Origin of the sequence: Embleya hyalina (assembly GCF_003967355.1) — a bacterium.
GTDB classification, from domain to species: domain Bacteria; phylum Actinomycetota; class Actinomycetes; order Streptomycetales; family Streptomycetaceae; genus Embleya; species Embleya hyalina.
In genome coordinates this window covers 557,058-579,739 of record NZ_BIFH01000015.1, presented here as the reverse complement: position 1 = coordinate 579,739, position 22,682 = coordinate 557,058, and the positions used below count along the sequence as shown (strand labels likewise).

The following is a 22,682-nucleotide window of genomic DNA, read 5'->3' as shown; positions in this document are numbered from 1 at the left end:
TGTGGCCTCCGCGGCACCGCTTCGATGATCCGTCGGATCCTCGGTTCGCTCCGCCGAACGTGGCGGACGGGATGCGGTGTCGACCGGGACGGTCTGCCAGGATGGGCGGCAAGCGGGGATACGGCCATCCGTGTCCGAAACCCTCATATCACCGCCGGCTCGAGCAACAAGGAGCACACGCATGCCCATCGCAACTCCCGAGGTCTACGCCGAGATGCTGGACCGGGCCAAGGCCGGTCGATTCGCCTACCCGGCGATCAACGTGACCTCGTCCCAGACCCTGAACGCGGCGCTGCGCGGGTTCGCCGAGGCGGAGAGCGACGGCATCGTCCAGGTGTCCACGGGCGGCGCGGAGTTCCTGTCGGGCACCACCGTCAAGGACATGGTGGTGGGCTCGGTCGCGTTCGCCGAGTACGCGAAGGTGATCGCCGAGAAGTACTCGGTGAACATCGCGCTGCATACCGACCACTGCCCCAAGGACAAGCTCGACGGGTTCATGCGCCCGCTGATCGACATCTCCGCGGAGCGGGTGGCCAAGGGGCAGGACCCGCTGTTCCAGTCGCACATGTGGGACGGCTCGGCCGTACCGCTGGCGGAGAACCTGGAGATCGCCCGTGAGCTGATCGCCAAGTGCGCCGCCGCGCGGATCGTCATGGAGTTGGAGATCGGCGTCGTCGGCGGCGAGGAGGACGGCGTCGCCAACGAGATCAACGACAAGCTCTACACCACCGCGGCCGACGCGCTGGAGACCGTCGAGGCGATCGGCCTGGGCGAGCAGGGCCGCTACATGCTGGCCGCGACCTTCGGCAACGTGCACGGCGTGTACAAGCCGGGCAACGTCAAGCTGCGGCCGAGCATCCTCAAGGACCTCCAGGACGCGGTCGGCGCGAAGTACGGCCGGGAGAAGCCGTTCGACCTGGTCTTCCACGGCGGTTCCGGCTCGCTGCTCGAGGAGATCCGCGAGGCGCTGGACTACGGCGTGGTCAAGATGAACGTCGACACCGACACCCAGTACGCCTTCACCCGCCCGATCGTCGACCACGTGCTGCGCAACTACGACGGTGTGCTCAAGGTGGACGGCGAGGTCGGCAACAAGAAGCTGTACGACCCGCGTTCGTACGGCAAGGCGGCCGAGACCGGGATGGCCGAGCGGGTCGTCGAGGCCTGCCGCGACCTGCGCTCCGCGGGCACCCGGATGAAGTAGCCGACACCCGCGATCGGCATCGATCCGCGCCGAGGCCCGCGACCACGAGGTCGCGGGCCTCGGCGCGTGATGGGCGATCATGGGGTCCATGACCATCGACCAGAACCTTTTCGGCGGACCCGACCCCACCTACCTTCCCGAGGAGCCCGAGCCGCTGGCGCTGCTCGTGGACGGCGTGCCGGCGGCCGAGGTGGCCGCGAAGTTCCCGACCTTCTCGCTCGCTTGGGCCGACCTGGCCGACGAAGCCTTCGGCCGGGGCAACGTGATCGAGTCCTACGCCTACGCGCGGGTGGGCTACCACCGCGGACTGGACGCGCTGCGGCGGGCGGGGTGGCGCGGGCACGGGCCGGTGCCGTGGGAGCACGAGCCGAACCGGGGGTTCCTGCGCTCCCTGCACGCGCTTGCGCGGGCCGCAGGCGCCATCGGCGAGGAGGAGGAGTACTCGCGCTGCACCATCTTCCTGCGGGACAGCAGCGCGACGGGGGCCAACGCCCTGGAGGGCTGAGCCCCCGGCCCCCGACCGAGGTGGCCTCAAACGCCGGCCGGGCTGGTTGGCCTCAAGCGCCGGCCGGGCTGGTTGGGCTCAAGCGCCGGCCGGGCTGATTGGCCTCAAACGCCGGCCGGGCTGGTTGGTTTGCCCGGCCGGCGTTTTTTGGCTGCGGCTGCTGTTCGGCCGCGGTGCTACGCCGGGACGAACAGGCGCCAGCCCGTCGGGCGTACCGTCCAGGTGCGCAGGTGGACCGGGCCGGTGGGCATGCCGTCGGCGGCGTAGGTGAAGTCGCGACCGCGTACCGTGATTTCGTGTGCGCGCAGTTGTACCGGCGCGTCGAGGGCCGGGTTGGGGCCGAAGCGGGACGCGCCCGGGTGGCCGGTGATCATCACGGTTGCCGTGCCCGCGCCGTTCGAGCCGTTTGCCCCGTGTGTTCCGTTTCGGCCGCCGTACCCGTTCACTGTGACCTCCGTCATCCTCGGGCCGGGCGTGGTCGACCCGTCGCAGCCCAGGTGCACGGACAACACGGGGCGATCCGTGTCGGCCACGACCCGGCCGTCCGCCTCGATCCGCAGCCGGTGTCCCGAGGGGCCGACGGCGGCGCCGACGGTGCTCGACACGGTCCGCGCGGCGTGGTCCCACAACCCGCGCCAGCCGCGTCCGGCCATGCCCGCGGCCGGCCCGGCGCGGCCGGCGCGCACGCCGTGGCCGATCCGGACCGAGCGCAGCGCGAGGCCGCCCAGGTCGTCCGACATCAGGTCGAAGGAACGTTCGTTCTCGCCCAGTGCCACGCGTGCCGCCTTGGCGGGCTCGGCCGGCAGGCCCAGCGCCTCGGCCAGCCCGTGGCCGCTTCCGGTGTCGATCGGGACGATGCCCAGCGGGGTCTCGCCGAGCTCGCCCGCACGATCCAGTAACCGGGCGACGGCATGTACTCCGGCATCCCCGCCGATCACCACGACACGCCGACGCCCGCGCCGCGCGAGGGCGCGCTGCAGGTCGGCGGGGTCGGTGGGAATGACGATCTTGCTGGGGGCGCAGGCCCGCAGAACATCGAGCGCGACCCGGACGGATTCGCCGTCCGCCGAGCGAGCCGCAGGGTCCGTGATCACGAGCAGCGAGCGCTCGGCCGACACCGGTCGTCCTTCCTCAGGTAACCTCTCCCCGCAAGAGCCCCTTGCCGCGCATCGCGTCAAGGGGCTTGGACCGTCCGGGGCTCCCGTTGTCAAACATGCCCCGCCTGGAAGGGGTGTACGCCTCATGCCCGCACTCGTACTCGTCGGCGCCCAATGGGGAGACGAGGGCAAGGGGAAGGCTACCGACCTGCTCGGCGGATCCGTCGACTACGTGGTTCGGTACCAGGGCGGCAACAATGCCGGCCATACCGTTGTCATCGGCGATCAGAAGTACGCCCTCCACCTGCTGCCCTCCGGCATCCTCACGCCCGAGTGCACGCCCGTCATCGGCAACGGTGTCGTGGTCGACCCCGGGGTGCTGCTGCACGAGATCAGCACCCTGGTCGAACGCGGCATCGACACCTCCAAGTTGCTCATCTCGGGCAATGCGCACCTGATCACGCCGTACCACCGCACTCTGGACAAGGTGACGGAACGGTTCCTCGGCAAGCGCAAGATCGGCACCACCGGACGCGGCATCGGCCCGTCCTACGCCGACAAGATCAACCGGGTCGGGATCCGCGTCCAGGACCTGTTCGACGCGGGCATCCTGACCCAAAAGGTCGAGAGCGCGCTGGCGGACAAGAACCAGATGCTGGTCAAGATGTACAACCGCCGCGAACTGAAGGTCGAGGAGATCGTCGAGGAATACCTCGGCTACGCCGACCGACTGCGGCCCTACGTCGCCGACACCACGCTGGTCCTGAACCAGGCCCTGGACCAGGGCAAGGTCGTCCTGTTGGAGGGCGGTCAGGGCACGCTGTTGGACGTGGACCACGGCACCTATCCGTTCGTCACCTCGTCCAACCCCACGGCCGGCGGCGCGTGCGCCGGATCGGGTATCGGCCCGACCAAGATCACCGGTGTGATCGGCATCCTCAAGGCGTACACCACGCGCGTGGGTGCCGGGCCCTTCCCGACCGAACTCTTCGACGAGGACGGCGAGGCGCTGCGCCGGATCGGCCACGAGCGCGGCGTGACCACCGGGCGCGACCGGCGCTGCGGCTGGTTCGACGCGGTCATCGCGCGCTATGCCACGCGGGTCAACGGGCTCACCGACTTCTTCCTGACCAAGCTGGACGTACTCACCGGCTGGGAGCGGATCCCGGTCTGCGTCGCGTACGACATCGACGGCGTGCGGCACGACGAACTGCCCATGTCACAGACCGACTTCCACCACGCGAAGCCGATCTACGAGATGTTGCCCGGCTGGACCGAGGACATCACCGGCGCGCGCGCCTTCGCGGACCTGCCCAAGAACGCGCAGGCGTACGTCCGGGCCCTGGAGGAGATGTCCGGCGCCCCGATCTCGGCGATCGGCGTCGGCCCCGGCCGTACGCAGACCATCGAGATCAACAGCCTGCTGCGCGGCAAGTAGCGCGGGTCGAGGCCACGCGGGGTCCTGCCGACACACTGTCGGCAGGACCCCGTGATCGTTGACAGTCTGTCGCTTCGGACGGCGTTTGCCCGGCCTTAGGGTGGCCGCATGAGCACTCTGGACCCGGCGGCCGGGAAGGCCGTATACGACGCCGACCGCGCCCACGTCTTCCACTCCTGGTCCGCACAGGGGCTCATCAGCCCGCTGGCGGTCGCGGGCGCCGAGGGTTCCTACTTCTGGGACTACGACGGCAACCGGTACCTGGACTTCGCGTCCCAGCTGGTCAACACCAACATCGGACACCAGCACCCCAAGGTCGTCGCGGCGATCAAGGCGCAGGCCGACAAGCTGTGCATGGTCCAGCCGGCCTTCGCCAACGACGCCCGCAGCGAGGCCGCGCGGCTGATCACCGAGCTCGCGCCCGGCGACCTGAACCGGGTCTTCTTCACCAACGGCGGCGCCGAGGCGAACGAGAACGCGATCCGGATGGCGCGGCTGCACACCGGCCGGCACAAGGTGCTCTCCACCTACCGCTCGTACCACGGCGCCACCGCCAACGCGATCGCGCTGACCGGCGACCCGCGCCGCTGGCCGAACGAGACCGGCGTGTCCGGCATCGTGCACTTCTGGGGCCCGTACGCCTACCGCTCCGCGTTCCACGCCGACGGCGAGGCGCAGGAGTGCGAGCGCGCGCTGGCGCACCTGGAGAACACCATCGTGTTCGAGGGCGCCCAGACGATCGCCGCGATCGTGCTGGAGACCGTGGTCGGCACCGCCGGCATCCTGGTGCCGCCGCCCGGCTACCTCGCGGGCGTGCGGGCGCTGTGCGACAAGTACGGGATCATCTTCATCGCCGACGAGGTGATGGCCGGATTCGGCCGCACCGGCGCGTGGTTCGCGGTGGACAACTGGGACATCACCCCGGACCTGATCACCTTCGCCAAGGGCGTCAACTCCGGCTACGTCCCGCTCGGCGGCGTGATCATCTCGGACCGGATCTTCGAGACCTTCCGCGAGCGTCCCTACCCGGGCGGCCTGACCTACTCCGGCCACCCGCTGGCCTGCGCCGCCGCCGTCGCGACCATCACCGCGATGCGCGACGAGAAGATCGTCGAGAACGCCAAGCGGCTCGGGGAGAGCGTGATCGGCCCCGAACTGCGCGCGATGGCGGCACGGCACGCGAGCGTCGGCGAGGTGCGCGGCCTCGGCGTGTTCTGGGCGATCGAGCTGGTCAGGAACAAGGAGACCCGCGAGCCGCTGGTCGCCTACAACGCCGCGGGCCCCGCCGCGCAGCCGATGAACGAGTTCACCGCGGCGTGCAAGGCGCGCGGCCTGTGGCCGTTCGTCAACATGAACCGCACCCACGTGGTGCCGCCGTGCACGAGCACCGACGCCGAGGTCAAGGAGGGCCTGGCCATCCTGGACGAGGCGCTGACCGTCGCCGACGCGTTCTGCGCGTAGCCTTCGCGAACCGGGCCGTACCCGCGCCGACTTCGGCGCGGGTACGGCTTTTTCGTGGTTCCGCCCCCGGTATTCGCCGCCCGCGCACCCCTTCGGGCGCCGACTCCCGGCGTCCCGGGCGAAATCGGATGGGCACGTTGCTCCCCAAATCGGATATCGGTTCATATGATCGACGCGATCGACTTGATCGGACGGGTGCCCGTCGGCGCGACGGTGCCGACGGCCGGCGAGAAGAGACCGCGTGCAGTCGGCACAGGGCAGTGTTTTAGACGGCGGCCTGTTTCTCGGCCCGGCCGATCCCGGCGGTGCTCAGGCCCCGTTGCGGCGGATCAGCCTGCGCCAGGAGATCGCCGAGGTGTTGAGCGACGACCTGGTGACGGGCCGGCTGCCGGCGGGTACCTCGCTCACCGTCAACGAGACCGCGCAACGTTTCGGGGTCTCGGCGACCCCCGTGCGCGAGGCCCTGATCCAGCTGGCCGCGCAGGGCCTGCTGCTCGGCGGCCACCATCGCGGCTTCCAGGTCTGCCGGTTCACCTGGACCGACTTCGCCGAGATCGTCGAGTCGCGCCGTCTGCTGGGCGTGCCGCTGATCGGTCGGATCGCCCGGACCGCGCCGGACGAGGCGATGCCGGTGCTGCGCACGCTCGGCGACCGACTCGACGGCGCGCACTGGAACGGCGACGTGTCCGAGGTCGCGCTGCTCGACCGGCGGTTCTTCGGCGAACTGGGTCGCTGGAGCGGCAATCGCCGACTCGCGGACGTGCTCGCGGTCTTCCGGGTCCAGGCCTGGATGTACATCGTCCCCTACCTGCGCGACGCCCCGCCGACCGCGTCGGGCTGGGGCCGCTATCGCGAACTCGCCGACCGGGTCGCCGCGCGCGACGCGGAGGCTTCGATGGCCCTGATGCGCGACTACACCTCGGCCGGTCGCCGGCTCGCCCGCGAACTCGCTGACGCGCACTGACGCTTGCCCATCGGATGCGGTCCGGCGCGGTGGCGGTACGGTGGCGCCGGTAACCCGCCGCGTGGGATCGACAGGACCGGGAGCTGCACCGTGGATTGTGACGTCTGGCTCGTTCCGCTGGTGGACGCGCTGTGTCACAACCCGGAGAATCCGTTCCGCGACGAGCTGGCCGCCTACGACGCCGCGCTGGTGGGCCACGGCCTGCCCACCGTGCCGGTGCGCACCTGGCAGCCGGGTACCGCCGAGGTGCGACTCGCGGGCGCGTTCGACCACGAGTCGCTGCACTACCTGCGCCGCGCCTACCTGCTGCACCGCACGGGGTTCCCGGTCACCCCGGTGGAGCGGCTGGGCGAGGACTACGACCGCCTCCTGGAGACCTTCGAGGCGGCCGCCCAGTTCTCCCACCTGGTGTGGCACTACGACCACGCCGGCGCCTACCTGCCGATCGACTTCCCGCAACCGCTGATGGACGACCCGCTGCCCGAGGACGGCGGGCCGCTCGGCTCCAGCCTGGGCATGCTGCGCGAGCTGGAGGACCTGGCTCCGTACATCGGCGTGGACCTGCTCGACCCGCCCAGGCCGACGCCGACCTACGACGGCGCCCCGTTCGCGCGCGAACGTTTCGTCTGGGCGACCCTGTACGCAGCCGCCCAGGAGAGCGTGACCCTGGGCGCGATGGTCGTCTTCGCCTGAGCGCGAGGGCATCCGCCGCCGGGCGTGCCACTAGGCTGCCCGTGTGAAGGTCCTCGTGATTGGCAGCGGTGCCCGTGAGCACGCCCTGTGCCGCTCGCTCTCCCTCGACTCCGCGGTGTCCGCCGTCTACTGCGCGCCCGGCAACGCCGGCATCGCCCAGGTGGCCGAACTGCGCCAGGTCGACGCCCTCAACGCCGGGGACGTCGCCGACCTCGCCCAGCGCCTCGGCGTCGACCTCGTCGTCGTCGGCCCCGAGGCCCCGCTGGTCGCCGGGGTCGCGGACGCCGTGCGCGCGCGGGGCATCGACTGCTTCGGCCCGTCCGGCACCGCCGCGCGTCTGGAAGGCTCCAAGGCGTTCGCCAAGGAGGTGATGGCCGCCGCCGGCGTGCCCACCGCCCGCAGCTACGTGTGCGTCACCGCCGAGGAGGCCGACCGCGCCCTCGACGCGTTCGGGCCGCCCTACGTGGTCAAGGACGACGGCCTCGCCGCCGGCAAGGGCGTCGTGGTCACCGACGACCTCGACGTCGCCCGCGCGCACGCCGCGTCCTGCGACCGGGTGGTGATCGAGGAGTTCCTGGACGGCCCCGAGGTCTCGCTGTTCGTGCTCTGCGACGGCGACGACGTGGTGGCCCTCCAGCCCGCCCAGGACTTCAAGCGGGTCGGCGACGAGGACGCGGGCCCCAACACCGGGGGCATGGGCGCGTACACCCCGCTCCCGTGGGCCCCCGAGGGCCTGACCGAGGACCTGGTGCGCACCGTCGCCCAGCCCACCGTGGACGAGATGCGCCGCCGCGGCACCCCGTTCTCCGGCGTGTTGTTCATCGGCCTGGCGCTCACCTCGCGCGGCCCGCGCGTGATCGAGTACAACTGCCGCTTCGGCGACCCCGAGACCCAGGTCGTGCTGGCGAGCCTGGCCACCCCGCTGGCCGGCGTGCTGCACGCCGCCGCGACCGGGCGACTGGGTGAGCTGGAGCCGCTGCGCTGGCACGAGGGCGCGGCCGTGACCGTGGTGGTGGCCGCCGAGAACTACCCCGCCACCCCGCGCACGGGCGACCCGATCAAGGGCCTGGCCGAGGTGGCCAAGCTCCCGCACACCTACGTCCTGCACGGCGGCACCCGCCGCGGCGAGGCCGGCGAGGTGTTGTCCTCCGGCGGCCGGGTGCTCTCGATCACCGGCACCGGGGCGACGCTGGAGCAGGCCCGGCAGCACGCGTACGAGGGGGTGGCCCTGATCGGCCTGCCCGGCTCGCACCACCGCACCGACATCGCCGCCAAGGCGAGCCGGGGCGAGATCTCGGTCGCCGGATACCCGCCCCGGGGCTGAATTCGGCCGTTCGGCCCCTTTACCGGTCGGCTCAAACCCACACAGCCGTCCGGCCCCGGATCTCACTCGCAGGGATGGTGTTCGGCCGGAAGCGGCTGAACACCCGAACTCGTCGCATTATCGTGCGAGCACCGCGGGTCGTGACCGACGACCCGGACGAGTGATCCCCGGATCCAGGATCGGATGGGGGCGATGCGTGTGGGCGAGTCGGCCGAACCACTGGCGCTGGCCGAGGCGCGCGCGCGGGCGCGCGCGGTGCTGTGGGTGCGCAACGGAGCCGTCCTGGCTGCGCTGACGGCCGCCGGCCTGCTGGTGTACTGGGCGTCGCGCACCTTCGGCGAGAGTGCCCCGGGCACGCTGCTCGCCGTCTTGGCGGTGGCCATCGTGGCCATCCTCGGCTGGGTCGCGCTCGACCTGGCGCTGGTGCGCCGCAGCGGTGTCCCGGCGGTCGCGCTGGCCCCGGACGACGCGCCGGAACTGCACACGATGGTGCGCGAGCTGGCCGAGCGCCTGGACGTGCCGGTGCCCGACGGCATCCGATTGTGCCCGGAATGCGACAGCTGGCTGGAACCCGACCCCCGCCGGCCCCGGCGCACCGTCCTGGTGGTCGGCGCGCCATTCCTGTGGTGGCTGCGGGTGGGCGAGTTGCGAGCCCTGCTGGCCCCCGTCGTGGCGGGCACCGAGGCGTCGGCCGAACCGGTGGTCGCCGGTGCCCGCCGCTGGGTCCGCCGCCTCGACGCGGTCGCCGACGTACGGCGCCCGCTCGGCCCGGCCCCGCTGCGCCCGGCCCGCCGGCTCTCCCGCTCCTTCGCCCGCCAACTGCTGGGCCTGTGCCAGGGCCACGCCGAACTGATGGAGCGGGAGATCGCGGTCGGCGCGGCGGCCCTGGCCATCCCGCTGGAGCCCGAACTGCGCGCCACCGCGCACGAACAGGTCGGCCTGGCCTACGCCGGCTGGGACCGCCTGCTGACCCGGCTCGCCGCTCCCGCCTGGGCGATCGGCCGGCGCCCGGACGCGCTGATGGCGGGTGTGGTCTCGGCGCTGACCGAGTTGTCCCGGCGCGACCGGCTCGCCGACGCGTTCGGCGCCCGCCTGGGCGAGCGCGCCGCCGGCGACCTGCTCGCCGACCCGGTCGCCATGGACGGCGAGATCTCCCGGCTCGCGGCGGGCATCTTCGCCGACGGACCCACCCCGGACCCGGTCTCGTGGGGCGACTACCCCGACGCGGTCATCGAGCCGGTGTGGCGGGCCCGCGCCGCGGCGTTCGCGGCCCCCGTCGACGACGCCCTGGCGGTGCTGCGCCGGGATCCGGACGAGGACCACCGCAAGGCCGCCGACCACCTGTTCGCGGTGGTCGCGTGCGCGGCCCTGGACACCGGCCGGATGCACCCGGCGGTGGACTGGCTGGACGGCCCGGTCCTGGTCGACGGCTCCGGCCGCGCGGTCGACCTGGCGACGCTGATCACCCGTGCCGTCGACGAGCGCAACGACGCCCCGCTGCGCGCCTGGCTGGCCCGGATCGGGATCGCCACCCGCGAGCCGGTCCACCCCGACGGCTCGGCGGCCTGACGCCCTCGGGTCCGCGGTGGGGCCCGTGAAAGACTCACCCTGCCCCACCACACCCCAAGAAAGCGCTGGTTCCGTGAGCGGATTCGTCACCAAGCCCGAGCCGGTCGAGGTTCCCGGTCTGACCCACATCCACACCGGCAAGGTGCGCGATCTGTACACCGACGTCGACGACAACCTCGTGATGGTGGCGAGCGACCGGATCTCCGCCTACGACTGGGTCCTGGAGCCCGGGATCCCGGACAAGGGCCGGATCCTCACGAGCCTGTCGCTGTGGTGGTTCGACCTGCTGGCGGACCTGTATCCGAACCACGTGTCGTCCACCGAGGTGCCCGCCGGCGCCCCCGCCGACTGGGCCGGCCGCACCCTGGTGTGCCGCCGCCTGGACATGGTGCCGGTCGAGTGTGTGGCGCGCGGCTACCTGGCCGGCTCCGGCACGGTGGAGTACCGCGCCTCGGGCTCGGTGTGCGGCGTCGCGCTGCCCGAGGGCCTGACCGAGGGCTCCGAGTTGCCCGAGCCGATCTTCACCCCGGCCACCAAGGCCGAGGTCGGCGAGCACGACGAGAACGTCTCCTTCGCGTACGTCGCCGAGCGGCACGGCGCCGAACTGGCCGACGCGCTGCGCCGGGCCACGCTCTCCGTCTACGGCCGGGCCCGGGACATCGCGCGCGGGCGCGGGCTCGTCCTGGCCGACACCAAGTTCGAGTTCGGCCTCGACCCGGCGGGCGGCCTGGTGCTCGCCGACGAGGTGTTGACCCCCGACTCGTCCCGCTACTGGCCCGCCGACCGCTGGGCACCGGGGCACGCCCAGCCGTCCTTCGACAAGCAGTACGTGCGCGACTGGCTCACCTCGCCCGAGTCGGGCTGGGACCGCGTGGCGGACACCCCGCCGCCGGACATGCCCGAGGAGATCGTCGCGCGCACGCACGAGAAGTACGTCGAGGTGTACGAGCGACTGACCGGCAACCGCTGGACCTGATCGATCGAGCCCGACGGACGCGGATTCCCGGCCGTCCCGACACCCGTCGGGACGGCCGGGGGCGCTATTCGGCCGCCTTGCCCGGCGGACTCGGCGAACACGACGAAAAGGCCGGATCACATAAGTGATCCGGCCTTCTCATGGAGCGGACGACGAGATTCGAACTCGCGACCCTCACCTTGGCAAGGTGATGCTCTACCAACTGAGCCACGTCCGCACGACTCGGGGCGTTGCCCCGCGTTGTGTCCCCAACCCTACCCGATCCGCGGAGGTGGTTGCCACCGACCTCGGTTCGAGGGGTCGAGCAGAGCAGGCGACAGGAATTGAACACTGCGTCTCCCCCTTGGAAAGGGGGCGCTCTACCACTGAGCTACGCCTGCGTGTGTTCCCCGGTTTCCCGGGTGCAAGAGAACTCTATAGGACCCCCGAGGGTGCCCAGTACGCTCCGGAGTCGGATCATCACGGATGTCCGGATTTGCCAGGGAAAGTTCTTCCGGAGCGACCCCGGCCCCCGCTCCGCCGCGGGCGGGGACGGGGGCCGAGAGGTGGCCGGGTCGGACACGTGTGACGTCGGTCGCCGGTGCGAAGGCGCGCTCAGTTCGCGGTGTTGGCGGCCTCGAATTCCGCGTATACCCGGGCCGGGATGCGCCCGCGGGCGGGTACGTCCATCCCGCGCGCACGGGCCCAGGCCCGTACCGCCGCGGGGTCGGAGGTGACGGTCGTCTGGCGGAAGGGCTTTCCGGTGCGCGCGGTACGCCGCGCGACCGCGAGATAAGGAGCCAGCGCATCCCGCATCTGCTGAACGTGCTCTTCCGAAAGGTCGATTTCATACGACTTGCCGTCGAGGCCGAAACGGATGGTTTCCGTGGCCTCGCTTCCGTCGATGTCGTCGTGCAGGCTGACGACTACACGCTGGGCCATGGCGGTGTCCTCTCGGGTGATAGCACCGAGGCGAAAAACAAAACTACATTGCCGAGTCTAGGCGCTAAACGCGAACCGTTGCGGTGTGTCCGCTGTTCTCCGGTTCGGTAAGCGCTAATTTACCGGTCGGCGATTCGTTTTCACGATACGCGAGATATTCCTCTCGCCGCGCGAGGGCGGGCGTGTCCCGAGTGTCGCCGGTTTGATCCACAGCCTGTGGACAACGCGAGGCCGAGTCGTTCGCCGGACGAGCCCAGGCGGGGCACATTGCCCGTTTGAAGGCGATTTATTGACATCGGGACCCGGTCGACCCCCCTGTGGACAACCCCAAAGCTGTGGATAACTCGGCGCCGGGACGGGTCGCCCGGAGGCGGCCGGTACCCTGATACCGCCGATCCATCGGGTGCCGGCGTCGACCGACCCGATCCAGCAGCAGGGTCCGACCCCCCGTATCCCGCGATACGGACGACCGGCCCGAACCATCACAGTGGGAGTGCCTGTGGCACGCGTCGTCGTCGACGTCATGCTCAAGCCGGAAATCCTCGACCCCCAGGGACAGGCCGTGCAGCGCGCGCTGCCGCGGCTGGGATTCGACGGAATCACCGACGTCCGCCAGGGCAAGCGTTTCGAGCTGGAGCTGGAGGGACCGGTCGACGAGGCCGCCCTCGCCCGCATCCGCGAAGCCGCCGAGTCCTTCCTCGCCAACACCGTGATCGAGGACTTCACCGTCCGCGTCGAGGCGGAGGGGGAGAAGTGACGATCCGCGTCGGCGTCGTCACCTTCCCCGGTTCGCTCGACGACCACGACGCCCGGCGTGCGGTGCGCATCGCCGGTGCCGAGCCGATCGCCCTGTGGCACAAGGACAAGAACCTCCAGCAGGTCGACGCGGTCGTCCTGCCCGGCGGATTCTCGTACGGCGACTACCTGCGTTGCGGAGCCATCTCGCGCTTCTCGCCGGTCATGGAATCGGTGATCGAGCAGGCGCAGGCCGGTCTTCCGGTATTGGGCATCTGCAACGGTTTCCAAATTCTTTGCGAATCGCACCTGCTGCCGGGCGCGCTCACCCGCAACGACCACCTCCACTTCATCTGTCGGGACCAAAAGCTGCGGATCGAGAACACGTCCACCGCATGGACGTCGGACTTCGAGCCCGGACAGGAGATCACCGTTCCGCTCAAGAACGGTGAAGGCGGTTTCGTCGCCGACGAGCGCACCCTGGACATGCTGGAGGCCGAGGGCCGGGTGATCGCCCGCTACCTGGACCTCAACCCGAACGGTTCGCGCCGCGACATCGCCGGCATCAGCAACGCGGCCGGGAACGTGGTCGGTCTGATGCCGCACCCCGAGCACGCGGTGGAGCCGCTGACCGGTCCCACGACCGAGGGCCTCCCCTTCTTCACCTCGATCCTGAAGCGCCTGGTGAACGCCTGATGAGCCTCGACACCGTCAAGAACGCGCTCGAACACCCCGACGTCGAGCAGCCCTTCGCCGAACTCGGCCTCAAGCCGGACGAGTACACCCGCATCCGGGAGATCCTGGGCCGCCGGCCGACCTCCTCCGAGCTGGCCATGTACTCGGTGATGTGGTCCGAGCACTGTTCGTACAAGTCGAGCAAGGTGCACCTGCGCCAGTTCGGCGACAAGATGCCCGAGAACGACGCGATGCTCGTGGGCATCGGCGAGAACGCCGGCGTCGTCGACGTCGGCCAGGGCTACGCGGTGACCTTCAAGGTCGAGTCGCACAACCACCCGTCCTACGTGGAGCCCTACCAGGGCGCCGCGACCGGGATCGGTGGCATCGTGCGCGACATCCTGGCGATGGGCGCCCGCCCGGTCGCGGTGATGGACCCGCTGCGCTTCGGCGCGGCCGAACACCCCGACACCCGGCGCGTGCTGCCCGGCGTGGTCGCGGGCATCGGCGGCTACGGCAACTGCCTGGGTCTGCCCAACATCGGCGGCGAGATCGTCTTCGACCCCTGCTACCAGGGAAACCCGCTGGTCAACGCGCTGTGCGTGGGCGTGATGAAGCACGAGGACATCCACCTCGCGCAGGCGTCCGGCGCGGGCAACCTGGTGATCCTCTACGGCGCCCGCACCGGCGGCGACGGGATCGGCGGCGTCTCGGTCCTGGCCTCGGAGACGTTCGACGCGGATGGCCCCGCCAAACGCCCGGCCGTCCAGGTCGGCGACCCGTTCCAGGAGAAGCTGCTGATCGAGTGCACCCTGGAGCTGTTCCGCGAGCACCTGGTCGCGGGCATCCAGGACCTCGGCGGCGCGGGCCTGTCCTGCGCCACCTCGGAGCTGGCCTCGGCCGGGTCCGGCGGCATGCGGGTCGAGTTGGACACCGTTCCGCTGCGCGACCACACGCTCTCGCCCGAAGAGATCCTGATGAGCGAGTCGCAGGAGCGGATGTGCGCCGTCGTGGAGCCGGCCCACGTGGCCCGCTTCATGGAGATCTGCGACAAGTGGGATGTCATCGCCACCGTCGTCGGCGAGGTCACCGAGGGCGACCGGCTGGAGATCTTCTGGCACGGCGAGCAGATCGTCGACGTGCCGCCGCGCACCGTCGCGCACGAGGGCCCGGTCTACGAGCGGCCGTACGCGCGCCCGCAGTGGCAGGACACCCTCCAGGCCGACGCGGCCGAGCGGCTGCCCCGCCCGGGCACCGCCGACGAGCTGAAGGCGGCCCTGCTCGACCTGGTCGCCTCGCCGAACCTGGCGGACAAGTCGTGGGTCACCGACCAGTACGACCGCTACGTGCTCGGCAACACCGTGCTGGCCCAGCCGGAGGACTCCGGCATGGTCCGCATCGACGAGGAGACCGGCCTGGGTGTGGCGCTCGCCACCGACGGCAACGGCCGCTTCTGCAAGCTCGACCCGTACACCGGCGCCCAGCTCGCGCTGGCCGAGGCGTATCGCAACGTGGCCACCACCGGCGCCAGGCCGCTGGCCGTCACCGACTGCCTGAACTTCGGCTCGCCCGAGGACCCGGCGGTGATGTGGCAGTTCGCCGAGACCACGCGCGGTCTGGCGGACGCGTGCCAGGTCCTGGGCACGCCGGTGACCGGCGGCAACGTGTCGTTCTACAACCAGACCGGCGAGACGGCGATCCACCCGACCCCGGTGGTCGGCGTGCTCGGCGTGATCGACGACGTCGAGCGGCGCACGCCGGTCGGCTTCGCCGAGGAGGGGCAGATCATCCTGCTCCTGGGCGACACGCACGAGGAACTGTCCGGCTCGGCGTGGGCGCAGGTGGCCCACGACCACCTCGGCGGCCTGCCGCCGAGGGTGGACCTGGAGCGCGAGCGGCTGCTCGCCGAGATCCTGATCGCGGGCTCGCGGGACGGCATGGTCGACGCCGCGCACGACCTCGCCGACGGCGGTCTGGCCCAGGCCCTGGTCGAGGCGTGCCTGACCGGCGGCCACGGCGCGCGGGTGGTGCTGGCGGAGGACCTCGACCCGACCGTCGCGCTGTTCAGCGAGTCGGCGGGCCGGGCGATCGTCGCGGTGCCCAGGAGCGAGGAGATGCGCTTCTCCGACATGTGCAAGGTGCGCGGCCTGCCGTGCGCCCGGATCGGTGTGGTCGACGGCGACACGCTCGACTTCCAGGGCCACTTCACGGTGGCGCTGGACGAACTGCGCACCGCCCACGAGCGGACCCTGAAGGCCCTGTTCGGCTGAGCGGCGACTCTCCCGCCCGTGAGGGGTGTCTCGTGCATCCCTCACGGGCATCGCCGTCTCCCGGGCGCCGCCGTCCCTACGCCCCCAGCCGATACGGCCGGAACGTGCCGTGCCCGGGCCAGTACGGATAGGGGATCGTGCCGTGGTGCGCGCCCTTCCCGGAACTCTCCTCGTACGCGTGGTACCTCGTGTGCGCCGCGTCCGCCCAGCCCGCGAAGATCAGCGTGTGGCCGGCCGCGCCCGGCGCGGTGTTGAGCAGGATGTCGCCGGGCCGCAGGTCGTCCCTGCCGATCGGGTGCGACACCTCCGGCAGGGTCACCGTGGTCAGCCCCGGCGGCGGCAGTCCCCAGGCCATCGAGACCAGCCCCGAGCAGTCCGTGCGGTAGCCCTCGTGGAACCCGCTCATGCTGTAGCCCAACCCCAGGTCGGCCCACCGCTTCGCCCGGGCCACGATCTCCTCCTCGCCCGGCTCCGGCCTCGGCGCCGCGACCCGCACGACGCCCGCCCCACGACCGATCGGCCGGACCGCGTACGGCCCGTCGTACACCTCCGGCGGCGCGAACGACGGCTCGCCCGCGCGGTTCCACCCGCCGGCCGGCCCGGGCCCCGCGGGCGGCCCGCCCGCCGACGCCAGGTCGAGCAGCCGGCCGGCCGCGGCGTCGTCCGCCTCCGCGTAGGACCGGGCGTTGTCGACCAGCCGATCGGCCAGATCCACCCCGCCGCGCTCGGCCCGATCCAGCGTTTCCACCGCCTCCCGAAGCCGGGTCCGCAGCACCTCGAAGGTCTCCGGCGCCAACGGGCGGCTCGCCGCGACATCGACCGCCGCCACCCGCTCGCGCAGCCCCCACACCTCCCGCGCCACCGCCCGCAACCGACCCGCGAGCGCGACCAGAGCACCCGGCGCGGCGGCGAACCCGGCGATCACCGCGCCGCCCACCGCTCGTCCAACCACGCCGCGCTGCCCGACGCCGGAAAACGCTCCGCCGCATCCGCCCCGGGCGCTCCCGACACCGCCTTTTCCCGAGCCGCCCGCTCGTTCGCCGCGATCCGGCCCAGCGCGGCCCGTATCGCCGCCGCGTGCGCCCGCAGCGCCTCGACCACGGCCAGCACCGCCGGCTCCGTCGCCGCACACTCCCGCCGCCAGACCTGTGCCCGGGCCGCGAACGCCTCCGCCGCCCCGCCGCGCCAGTCGACCGCCGTCGAGACGGGCGGCACCCGCTTCGCCGCCCCGGCCAACTCGGCCGCGATCGCCTCGACCCGGCCGGGATCCCCGTAATCGCTCATGTCCCCAGCGTCACGGACCGCCGGCTGCGGCGGGCGAGCGCGCGGCGAATCCGTGCAGAAACGAATCGCCTACGCCCCGCCGAAAACCCTCCACCCCGCCCGCGCACCGCCCTCTAACCTGCACCCATGACGAACCGCCCCGCCGCCCCCCGCCCCCGCAAGGTCGATCCGGTCAAGGTGCGTGCCGCGCTGATCGCCGAGTGGCGCGCGATGGCCGAGGTCACGGCGCGGCTGACCCCGGAGCAACTCGCCGCCCCCTCCGGGCTGACCGGCTGGTCCACCGCCAACCTGGTCGGCCACATGGCCGCGAGCGTCGAGGCGGTTCCACGCTGGCTCGCCGAACCCGTCCCGACCGGCCCGCCGATCACCGTCGAGCAGTGGGCGAACGGCACCACCGCGTACGCCGAGGTGATCTCCGCCATCGCCGACGACATGGCCGAGGCCGGCCGCACCCCCGCCGACTGCGTCGACGCCGCGATCGCCGCCCTGGACGGGGTCCCGGACACCCGCACGACGATCACCCGGATCGGCCCGATGCGCCTCACCGACATGCTCGTCACCCGCCTCGTCGAGGGCGTCGTGCACAGCGACGACCTGGAGCGGGCCACCGGCGAGCCCTTCCCGCACGACCGCCACGCGCTGGGCACCGTGGTCCGCGCGCTGGCCGACGCACTCGCCGTCCGCGCCCCCGGACACTCCGTCGAGGTCCGCGTCCCGCCGTTCGCCGTAGTGCAGTGCGTCACAGGACCCCGGCACACTCGGGGCGTTCCGCCCAACGTGGTCGAGACCGACCCAAGGACCTGGATCCGCCTCGCCACCGGCCGTCTGACCTGGGCGGACGCCGTCGACGACGGCCGGGTCCTGGCCAGTGGGGAACGGAGCGACTTGTCCGGATACCTGCCACTGATGGGGTGATCCGCGACCGATCCGGCCCTGTCGTAGACTCGATCACGTGCCACGTGGCGATGGACGACTCAACCACGATCTCTTCCCCGGCGAGAAGGGCCCGCAGGACGCCTGCGGCGTCTTCGGCGTCTGGGCCCCCGGCGAAGAGGTCGCAAAACTCACCTATTTCGGTCTCTACGCTTTGCAGCACCGCGGGACGGAATCCGCCGGCATAGCTGTGAGCAACGGATCCCAGATCCTGGTCTTCAAGGACATGGGCCTGGTCTCCCAGGTCTTCGACGAAACCACCCTGGGCTCGCTCCGCGGGCACATGGCCGTAGGCCATGCCCGCTACTCGACCACCGGATCGTCCGTCTGGGAGAACGCCCAGCCGACCTTCCGGGCCACCGCGACCGGAAGCATCGCGCTCGGCCACAACGGAAACCTCACCAACACGGGTGAGCTGTCCCGTCTGGTCGCCGAGCAGGGCCCCGACAGCGGCGAGCTCAACTACCCCTACCAGGGCCGGATCGAGGCCAGCAGCGACACCGACCTGCTCGCGTCGCTCCTGGCCGGCAGTCCCGACCTGTCCCTGGAACAGACCGCGATGCAGGTGTTGCCCGAGGTCAAGGGCGCCTTCTCGCTGGTCTTCATGGACGAGACCACGCTCTACGCCGCGCGCGACCCCCAGGGCATCCGGCCCCTCGTGCTCGGCCGCCTGGAGCGCGGTTGGGTGGTGGCGAGCGAGACCGCCGCCCTCGACATCGTCGGCGCCTCGTTCATCCGCGAGATCGAACCGGGCGAGCTGATCGCGGTCGACGAGCACGGCCTGCGCACCCGGCGCTTCGCCGAGGCCAAGCCCAAGGGCTGTGTCTTCGAGTACGTCTACCTGGCCCGCCCCGACACCACCATCGCGGGCCGCGGCGTGCACGCGTCCCGGGTCGAGATGGGTCGCCGGCTGGCCCAGGAGTTCCCGGTCGACGCCGACCTGGTCATGCCGACCCCGGAATCGGGCACGCCCGCCGCGATCGGCTACGCCGAACAGTCCGGCATCCCGTACGGAAACGGCCTGGTCAAGAACTCCTACGTGGGCCGGACCTTCATCCAGCCCAGCCAGACCATCCGCCAGCTGGGCATCCGGCTCAAGCTCAACCCGCTGCGCGAGGTCATCCAGGGCAAGCGCCTGGTCGTGGTCGACGACTCGATCGTGCGCGGCAACACCCAGCGCGCGCTGGTGCGCATGTTGCGCGAGGCCGGCGCGGCCGAGGTGCACGTGCGGATCTCCTCGCCGCCGGTGAAGTGGCCGTGCTTCTTCGGCATCGACTTCGCCACCCGGGCCGAACTGATCGCCAACGGTCTCTCGGTGGACGAGATCGCCAAGTCGCTCGGCGCCGACTCGCTCGCCTACATCTCGCTCGACGCGATGGTCGAGGCGACCACCATTCCCAAGGACCGGCTGTGCCGGGCCTGCTTCGACGGGGAATACCCGATCGAGCTGCCCGACCCCGAGCGGTTGGGCAAGCACCTGCTCGAAGGCATCGAGCAGTCCGTCCGCACCGACGTGGACGGCGTGCAGGCCCTCCTCGGCGGTGGCGGCGCGGAGGACGCGCTCCGTCGTCCCTGATCCGCCGCAGTCCAGCGAGTTCCCGTTTCCGGCGCGCCCCGTCGCGTCCCCCTTCCCGGGGGCGCGACGGGCGTTCCGCAAGGATCCACCGACCCGACCCGAAAGGGCCGCCGCCGTGAGCGACCAGTCCACCCCCACCCCCCGCACCGCGAGCTACGCCGCGGCCGGCGTCGACATCGAGGCCGGTGACCGCGCCGTCGAGCTGATGAAGCAATGGGTCGGCAAGGCCACCCGGCCCGAGGTCGTCGGCGGCCTGGGCGGCTTCGCCGGCCTGTTCGACGTCTCCGCGCTCAAGCGGTACGAGCGCCCCCTGCTGGCCACCGCGACCGACGGGGTGGGTACCAAGGTCGCCATCGCGCAGGCGATGGACAAGCACGACACGATCGGCCACGACCTGGTCGGCATGGTCGTCGACGACCTGGTCGTGTGCGGCGCCGAGCCGCTGTTCATGACCGACTACATCGCCACCGGCAAGGTCTTCCCCGAGCGGGTCGCGGCGATCGTCAAGGGCATCGCCGAGGGCTGCGTGCTGGCCGGCTGCGCGCTGGTCGGCGGCGAGACGGCCGAGCACCCCGGCCTGCTCGACCCGAACGAGTACGACGTCGCGGGCGCCGGCACCGGCGTGGTGGAGGCCGACGGCCTGCTCGGCGCGGAGCGGGTGCGCGAGGGCGACGTGGTGATCGCGATGGCCGCCTCCGGCCTGCACTCCAACGGCTACTCGCTGGCCCGGCACGTGTTCTTCGCCGTCGCCGGCTGGAACCTCGACCGCGACGTCCCGGAACTGGGCCGCACGCTCGGCGAGGAACTGCTCGAGCCGACCCGGATCTACTCGCTCGACTGCCTGGACCTGGCCCGGCGCACCGACGTGCACGCCTACTCGCACGTCACCGGCGGCGGCCTGGAGGCCAACCTGGCCCGGGTGCTCCCGGCCCACCTGGACGCCCGTCTGGACCGCTCGACCTGGACCCCGGCCCCGATCTTCGGCCTGGTCGGCGAGCTCGGCGAGGTGCCCCGGGCGGAGCTGGAGAAGACGCTGAACATGGGCGTGGGCATGGTCGCGGTGGTCGCCCCCGACGCGGCCGACGCCGCCCTCGCGGTGCTCGCCGAGCGCGGCGTGCCGGCCTGGATCCTCGGCGACGTGGTCACCGGTTCCGGCCGGGCCGTACTGAGTGGCGATCACCGGGCATGACGAAGGCACCCGCGGCGCCTGCCGTCGTCCCGCGACGGGACGGCGGCTCGGCCGCGGGCGTGCTCGCGAACACGCCAAACGGCCCGGGGTCGAGTAGTCGTCCTACTCGGTCCCGGACCGGGCGGTGTCACTGCGCACGGGCACCCCGGCTGAAGAGGGTGTTTCCTCCCGTGCCCGACGACGAGGGGTGCGGGGTCAACGATGGCGCGATCGGCCGTCGTCTTCCTCGTCCTCGTCGTCGTTGTAGCGAGCCGAATACCCCGCGTAGGGGTCGTCGAACTCGTCTTCACTCGTGTCGTCGTCAACCTCGGGCTTGCCGATCGGCAAGTCGGTTGGCGACGACGCGCCCAGCTCTTCAGCCAGACGGCTCAGATCCGTACCGCCGCTGTTGTACTTCAGCTGGCGGGCGACCTTTGTCTGCTTGGCCTTGGCCCGGCCGCGCCCCATGGCTCGACCCCCTCAACGACGGGGCTCACGGCCCCGGGTCTTGACACGCGTTCATAGTCAGGGACGGTTCGATGGCACTTGAGAACCGGCCCGTAGGGGATTAACGGTACCTGCTTCCGCCGCCGGACGGTACGTCGCATGGGTGACAGCGGGGCTCGGACCCCGACCGGGCTGTGCCGTTACAGCTGGTCAGGGGCCTGATCTGGGGTCCTTTGCCGGGTCTGACGATACCTTGTCGGTCAGCTTTGGAGGTAGATGTCACGCAGCCGGCCCACATCCGCCATGCGCCGCTCGGCCAATCGGTCGGCCGCGACGGCCGGTGGCACGCCCTCCTCGTCGGCCAGGGCGAAGATCCGCGCGGTGGTGGCGCGGATGCCGGAGGCCTTGCGCTTGGCCCGCTCGAAGTCGAATCCGCGCCGCTCGTCGGCCACCTGGATCACCCCGCCGGAGTTGACCAGGTAGTCCGGCGCGTAGAGCACGCCGCGCTCGGCCAGCGCCTTCTCGATCCCCGGATGGGCCAGCTGATTGTTGGCCGCGCCGCAGACCACGGCCGCGGTCAGCACCGGCACGGTGTCGTCGTTCAGCGCGCCGCCGAGCGCGCAGGGGGCGTAGACGTCCAGATCCGGTATGCGGATCAGGGCGTCGGTGTCGGACACGAAGTCCACCTCGGGGTGCTCGTGTCGCACCCGGGCCACCGCCCGCTCGTCGACGTCGGTGATCACCACCGAGGCGCCGTCGGCGACCAGGTGCCCGACCAGGTGCCGGCCCACCTTCCCGACGCCCGCGACGCCCACCCGACGTCCGCGCAGCGTCGGGGCGCCCCAGCGGTGTTCGGCGGAGGCGAGCATGCCCTGGAAGACCCCGTACGCGGTCAGCACGGACGAGTCGCCCGCGCCGCCGTTCTCGGGGGAGCGGCCGGTGACGAAGTCGCACTCCTTGGCGACCACGTCCATGTCGTCGACGTAGGTGCCCACGTCGCAGGCGGTGATGTAGCGCCCGCCCAGGGACTGGACGAAGCGGCCGTAGGCGCGCAGCAGCACCTCGGACTTGTCCCGCGTCGGGTCGCCGATGATCACGGCCTTGCCGCCGCCGTGGTCGAGGCCGGCGAGGGCGTTCTTGTAGGCCATGCCGCGGGAGAGGTTGAGGACGTCCGCGACGGCCTCCTCCTCGGTGTCGTAGGGGTGGAACCTGGTACCGCCGAGCGCGGGCCCCAGGGCACTGGAGTAGATCGCGATGATCGCGCGCAGTCCGCTCGCGCGGTCCTGGCAGAAGACGACCTGTTCGTGGCCGGTCGACCTGCCGAACACCAGGCCCGACGTCGTGTCGTGCGGGCCGTCCATGCTGTCGGTCACTGTGGTGACTCCATGGGTTCGTGGTGACGTGATGACACTGCGCCGCGCGGATCTGCGCGGCGGTTCAAG

21 protein-coding genes and 2 tRNA genes are annotated in these 22,682 nt (G+C 71.5%); 15 read left to right on the top strand and 8 right to left on the bottom strand.

The genetic code is table 11. The annotated features are described in order from the left end of the window. Window positions 1-181: 181 nt before the first annotated feature. Window positions 182-1,204, top strand: coding sequence for a class II fructose-bisphosphate aldolase (fbaA, locus tag EMA17_RS10280; protein WP_126636586.1), 1,023 nt, complete (start codon window positions 182-184; stop codon window positions 1,202-1,204). Between the two features lie 88 nt (window positions 1,205-1,292). Then, window positions 1,293-1,709, top strand: a complete 417-nt coding sequence (locus EMA17_RS10275; protein ID WP_126636585.1) for a DUF3151 domain-containing protein — start codon at window positions 1,293-1,295, stop codon at window positions 1,707-1,709. 176 nt (window positions 1,710-1,885) lie between these two features. Here the strand turns inward: EMA17_RS10275 and EMA17_RS10270 are convergent, their stop codons facing one another. After that, on the bottom strand, window positions 1,886-2,827 hold the full coding sequence (locus tag EMA17_RS10270; protein ID WP_160161360.1) for a diacylglycerol kinase family protein: 942 nt from the start codon (window positions 2,825-2,827) through the stop codon (window positions 1,886-1,888). A gap of 124 nt (window positions 2,828-2,951) precedes the next feature. On the opposite strand from EMA17_RS10270, the gene EMA17_RS10265 reads away from it, so the two are divergent. From EMA17_RS10265 to EMA17_RS10235, 7 genes are all read left to right on the top strand, one after another. After that, window positions 2,952-4,244, top strand: coding sequence for an adenylosuccinate synthase (locus EMA17_RS10265; RefSeq protein WP_126636583.1), 1,293 nt, complete (start codon window positions 2,952-2,954; stop codon window positions 4,242-4,244). A 108-nt stretch (window positions 4,245-4,352) separates the two neighbouring features. Next, window positions 4,353-5,705 (top strand): aspartate aminotransferase family protein, encoded by a 1,353-nt coding sequence (locus EMA17_RS10260; RefSeq protein ID WP_126636582.1) that lies wholly within the window; start codon window positions 4,353-4,355, stop codon window positions 5,703-5,705. A 241-nt stretch (window positions 5,706-5,946) separates the two neighbouring features. Then, a complete protein-coding gene (locus EMA17_RS10255; protein WP_126636581.1) occupies window positions 5,947-6,669 on the top strand; it encodes a GntR family transcriptional regulator in 723 nt (240 codons plus the stop codon). A gap of 90 nt (window positions 6,670-6,759) precedes the next feature. After that, window positions 6,760-7,362, top strand: a complete 603-nt coding sequence (locus EMA17_RS10250) for a putative DNA-mimic protein (RefSeq protein WP_126636580.1) — start codon at window positions 6,760-6,762, stop codon at window positions 7,360-7,362. Window positions 7,363-7,405: 43 nt separating this feature from the next. Beyond that, window positions 7,406-8,686 (top strand): phosphoribosylamine--glycine ligase, encoded by a 1,281-nt coding sequence (purD, locus tag EMA17_RS10245; RefSeq protein ID WP_126636579.1) that lies wholly within the window; start codon window positions 7,406-7,408, stop codon window positions 8,684-8,686. Between the two features lie 192 nt (window positions 8,687-8,878). Beyond that, window positions 8,879-10,255 (top strand): M48 family metalloprotease, encoded by a 1,377-nt coding sequence (locus EMA17_RS10240; RefSeq protein WP_246126563.1) that lies wholly within the window; start codon window positions 8,879-8,881, stop codon window positions 10,253-10,255. Between the two features lie 73 nt (window positions 10,256-10,328). Continuing rightward, window positions 10,329-11,231 (top strand): phosphoribosylaminoimidazolesuccinocarboxamide synthase, encoded by a 903-nt coding sequence (locus EMA17_RS10235; protein WP_126636577.1) that lies wholly within the window; start codon window positions 10,329-10,331, stop codon window positions 11,229-11,231. Between the two features lie 141 nt (window positions 11,232-11,372). On the opposite strand, the gene EMA17_RS10230 is transcribed toward EMA17_RS10235, so the two are convergent. The 3 genes from EMA17_RS10230 to EMA17_RS10220 form a co-directional block, all read right to left on the bottom strand. Further along, window positions 11,373-11,448, bottom strand: a tRNA-Gly gene (locus tag EMA17_RS10230). 91 nt (window positions 11,449-11,539) lie between these two features. Beyond that, window positions 11,540-11,611 (bottom strand) — tRNA-Gly (locus tag EMA17_RS10225). 214 nt (window positions 11,612-11,825) lie between these two features. After that, window positions 11,826-12,152, bottom strand: a complete 327-nt coding sequence (locus tag EMA17_RS10220) for a histone-like nucleoid-structuring protein Lsr2 (protein ID WP_126636576.1) — start codon at window positions 12,150-12,152, stop codon at window positions 11,826-11,828. 493 nt (window positions 12,153-12,645) lie between these two features. Between EMA17_RS10220 and purS the strand changes: the two genes are divergently transcribed. Genes purS through purL form a run of 3 tightly spaced genes read left to right on the top strand, consistent with a single transcriptional unit; the run spans window position 12,646 to window position 15,832 of the window. Continuing rightward, window positions 12,646-12,909, top strand: coding sequence for a phosphoribosylformylglycinamidine synthase subunit PurS (gene purS, locus EMA17_RS10215; protein WP_078976147.1), 264 nt, complete (start codon window positions 12,646-12,648; stop codon window positions 12,907-12,909). Then, window positions 12,906-13,583: a phosphoribosylformylglycinamidine synthase subunit PurQ gene (gene purQ, locus EMA17_RS10210; protein WP_126636575.1), complete on the top strand. Its 678-nt coding sequence runs from the start codon at window positions 12,906-12,908 to the stop codon at window positions 13,581-13,583. The genes purS and purQ overlap by 4 nt, the downstream gene beginning before the upstream one ends. Further along, the gene (gene purL / locus EMA17_RS10205) at window positions 13,583-15,832 is read left to right on the top strand and encodes a phosphoribosylformylglycinamidine synthase subunit PurL (RefSeq protein ID WP_126636574.1); all 2,250 of its coding nucleotides are present in this window, start codon (window positions 13,583-13,585) and stop codon (window positions 15,830-15,832) included. Before purQ ends, purL begins: the two co-directional genes overlap by 1 nt. A gap of 76 nt (window positions 15,833-15,908) precedes the next feature. On the opposite strand, the gene EMA17_RS10200 is transcribed toward purL, so the two are convergent. Then, complete coding sequence (locus EMA17_RS10200; RefSeq protein ID WP_126636573.1) at window positions 15,909-16,784, bottom strand: NlpC/P60 family protein; 876 nt, start codon at window positions 16,782-16,784, stop codon at window positions 15,909-15,911. Beyond that, complete coding sequence (locus EMA17_RS10195) at window positions 16,754-17,116, bottom strand: hypothetical protein (protein ID WP_126636572.1); 363 nt, start codon at window positions 17,114-17,116, stop codon at window positions 16,754-16,756. Before EMA17_RS10195 ends, EMA17_RS10200 begins: the two co-directional genes overlap by 31 nt. Window positions 17,117-17,242: 126 nt before the next feature. Between EMA17_RS10195 and EMA17_RS10190 the strand changes: the two genes are divergently transcribed. The 3 genes from EMA17_RS10190 (at window position 17,243) to purM (ending at window position 20,814) form a co-directional block, all read left to right on the top strand. Then, window positions 17,243-18,031 (top strand): maleylpyruvate isomerase family mycothiol-dependent enzyme, encoded by a 789-nt coding sequence (locus EMA17_RS10190; protein WP_126636571.1) that lies wholly within the window; start codon window positions 17,243-17,245, stop codon window positions 18,029-18,031. 37 nt (window positions 18,032-18,068) lie between these two features. After that, a complete protein-coding gene (gene purF, locus EMA17_RS10185; RefSeq protein ID WP_126636570.1) occupies window positions 18,069-19,625 on the top strand; it encodes an amidophosphoribosyltransferase in 1,557 nt (518 codons plus the stop codon). Between the two features lie 115 nt (window positions 19,626-19,740). Continuing rightward, a complete protein-coding gene (gene purM, locus EMA17_RS10180; protein WP_126636569.1) occupies window positions 19,741-20,814 on the top strand; it encodes a phosphoribosylformylglycinamidine cyclo-ligase in 1,074 nt (357 codons plus the stop codon). 195 nt (window positions 20,815-21,009) lie between these two features. Here purM and EMA17_RS10175 read toward each other — a convergent pair whose 3' ends face one another. Continuing rightward, the gene (locus EMA17_RS10175; RefSeq protein ID WP_020555620.1) at window positions 21,010-21,261 is read right to left on the bottom strand and encodes a DUF3073 domain-containing protein; all 252 of its coding nucleotides are present in this window, start codon (window positions 21,259-21,261) and stop codon (window positions 21,010-21,012) included. Window positions 21,262-21,500: 239 nt separating this feature from the next. Further along, window positions 21,501-22,601, bottom strand: a complete 1,101-nt coding sequence (locus EMA17_RS10170; RefSeq protein WP_126636687.1) for a Glu/Leu/Phe/Val family dehydrogenase — start codon at window positions 22,599-22,601, stop codon at window positions 21,501-21,503. Between the last annotated feature and the right edge of the window lie 81 nt (window positions 22,602-22,682).